We start from the raw sequence: 2,679 nt of genomic DNA on the forward strand, positions 1-2,679 counted from the left end.
CTTATAGTGGCAACTAACATGTAATTAGCGCAGGTTTACTAAACCTGCGCCACCTGATATGCCTTAGGGGTCATGCCTACCTCATTTTTAAAAGCTTTAATAAAGTGAGAAAGGTTTTCAAAACCGCATGAGAAGCATACTTCTGTGATATTGACACTTGGGGATTTCAATTGTGCCTGGGCCAGTTTGATCCGCTCTTTAAGGATGTACTGGGCTGGTGTTTCTCCCATGGCTTCCCTAAATTTTTTAAAGAAACTTGCCCTGCTCATACAAGCTTTGTCAGAAAGTTTACTCAGGTCAATTTTTGAGGTGAGGTTTTCTTTAATGTGTTTAATGGTGGCTGCCAGGGAGTTATGGTTCGACAGCAGATGATATGAACTCTCAAATACCAAACGGGCCTGAGTCTGCATAAGCCTTACCAGCATTTCCTTTAGGGTGAGTTCTACCATAATGTCTTTGGCCTTTCCCTGTTCGCTTTTAGTGATCCTTATGATGCGATTGATAGTATCTGCCAACTCCTTGTTATTGGTCAGGTGGAAGTAGGCCGGGTCTATGTTCCACTGGCCCCACGTAGGATTTTTGGGGTGGTATTCATTAAGTAAGTCAAAAGTCTTTTGGATGACTTCGTCAGATATTGTAAGTGCTATACATTGGGTGGGGTTGCCCCTTTTAGCTTCCGGAAAATCTATGTTCATGAGTTCTCCGGGAGGCAATATGACCGATTCGCCGGGCAGGTAGTCGAATGATTCATGGTCTGCCAGCTTCATGATCTTTTTGCCGGAGAGCATGCTGGTAAGTACGAAGTGGTCAAACATAAGGTTGACATTCTCTACACTCTGGTGGGTCTCAAAAAGGTTAAGCTCACACATTTCGAATGAATAAGAAGTCCTGTTCTCCACCAGGGTAAAAAGGGAGCGCTCTTCCCGTATAGGAAACCGGTCGATAAGGTACTTGTTCATAGGGTAAGGGTATCATTTAAATTTACATCTTTTCCTTAAAAAATCTAAGGGATAAGGCATGATTTACATCAGTTGTAGCAGAAATAGACGGAGGGAATATTCATTTGGACTGACAGCAAAGTTTTTGTCAAAGTTATCTCGCAACTTATTGATCTGAACCAAAAACTACAAGGAAATGGAAACAGCAACCCAAAAAAAGACATCAATTGAGAGGCCGGAATTCAAGCCTCATTACGATCATTTCATCGGAGGAAAATGGACAACGCCCAGCAACGGTGAATACTTTGACAACATCAGCCCAATTGACGGCCAGCCGTTTACACGAGCAGCCAGAGGAAATAAGGAAGACATCAATAAAGCGTTGGATGCCGCTCACCAGGCTTTCCCAAAATGGTCAAAAACTGCAGCAGCCGAGCGCAGCAGAGTGCTGCTCAAAATAGCCGATATTATGGAGGACAACCTGGAGTATCTTGCCAGGGTAGAAACAGTTGACAATGGAAAAGCATTGAGAGAGACCAGAGCGGCCGATATACCTTTATGTATTGATCACTTCAGGTACTTTGCCGGGGTGATCCGGGCAGATGAAAGCACAATATCCGAGCATGATGCCAACACCATCAGCATTAATTTGCAGGAGCCTTTGGGAGTCGTGGGACAGATCATCCCCTGGAATTTTCCATTGCTGATGGCTACCTGGAAAATTGCTCCGGCACTCGCTGCCGGCTGCTGTACGGTAGTAAAACCGGCAGAACAAACACCTACCAGCATTATGGTATTGATGGAACTGATCCAGGACGTGGTTCCTCCCGGGGTGCTTAACGTAGTGACCGGTTTTGGCCCTGAGGCGGGTAAACCTTTGGCCAATTCTCCTCGGATAGCCAAGGTGGCCTTTACCGGCGAAACCACTACCGGAAGGCTGATCATGCAGTATGCTTCTGAAAACCTGATCCCGGTAACCATGGAGTTGGGAGGCAAATCGCCAAACATCTTTATGCCAAGTATAGGTGAGGCGGATGATGAGTTCTTCGATAAGTGTGTGGAAGGTGCGGTGATGTTTGCGCTCAACCAGGGAGAGGTTTGTACATGTCCTTCACGTATCCTCGTGCATGAGTCTGTGTACGACCGGTTTATGGACAGGGTAGTGGAACGCACCAAATCTATAAAAATGGGCAACCCACTGGCTGAGGATACTATGATGGGAGCGCAGGCCTCCAATGATCAGTTTGAGAAGATCCTTTCTTATATGGACATCGGTAGGCAGGAAGGTGCCGAGGTACTCTGCGGTGGCGGACCTGCCAAACTCAACTCAGGCCTGGAGAATGGCTACTATGTTGAACCCACCATATTTAAAGGAACCAACAAAATGAGGGTGTTCCAGGAAGAGATCTTTGGCCCGGTAACTTCGGTGACCACATTCAAAGATACCGAGGAAGCCATAGCCATTGCCAATGACACACTCTATGGCCTGGGGGCGGGCTTATGGACCCGCGATGCACATGAGATCTATCAAATACCAAGGGCAATACAGGCAGGTCGTGTATGGGTCAATTGCTATCATGCTTACCCTGCACATGCTCCGTTTGGTGGCTACAAAAAGTCCGGCTTCGGCAGGGAAACCCACAAGATGATGCTCAATCATTATAGAAACACCAAGAACATGCTTATCTCTTACGATAAGAACAAGCTTGGATTCTTTTAATCAAATGATGTGTTTTAAGGG

At 46.2% G+C, this 2,679-nt stretch carries 2 protein-coding genes; one reads left to right on the forward strand and one right to left on the reverse strand.

Going from position 1 to position 2,679, the window contains the following annotated elements:
- Nucleotides 1-38: 38 nt before the first annotated feature.
- A complete protein-coding gene (locus E1163_RS01140) occupies nucleotides 39-959 on the reverse strand; it encodes an AraC family transcriptional regulator (protein ID WP_155168689.1) in 921 nt (306 codons plus the stop codon).
- A 175-nt stretch (nucleotides 960-1,134) separates the two neighbouring features.
- Between E1163_RS01140 and E1163_RS01145 the strand changes: the two genes are divergently transcribed.
- Complete coding sequence (locus E1163_RS01145) at nucleotides 1,135-2,658, forward strand: aldehyde dehydrogenase family protein (protein WP_155168690.1); 1,524 nt, start codon at nucleotides 1,135-1,137, stop codon at nucleotides 2,656-2,658.
- The last annotated feature ends 21 nt before the right edge of the window (nucleotides 2,659-2,679 follow it).

Origin of the sequence: Fulvivirga kasyanovii (genome assembly GCF_009711405.1) — a bacterium.
Lineage (GTDB): Bacteria > Bacteroidota > Bacteroidia > Cytophagales > Cyclobacteriaceae > Fulvivirga > Fulvivirga kasyanovii.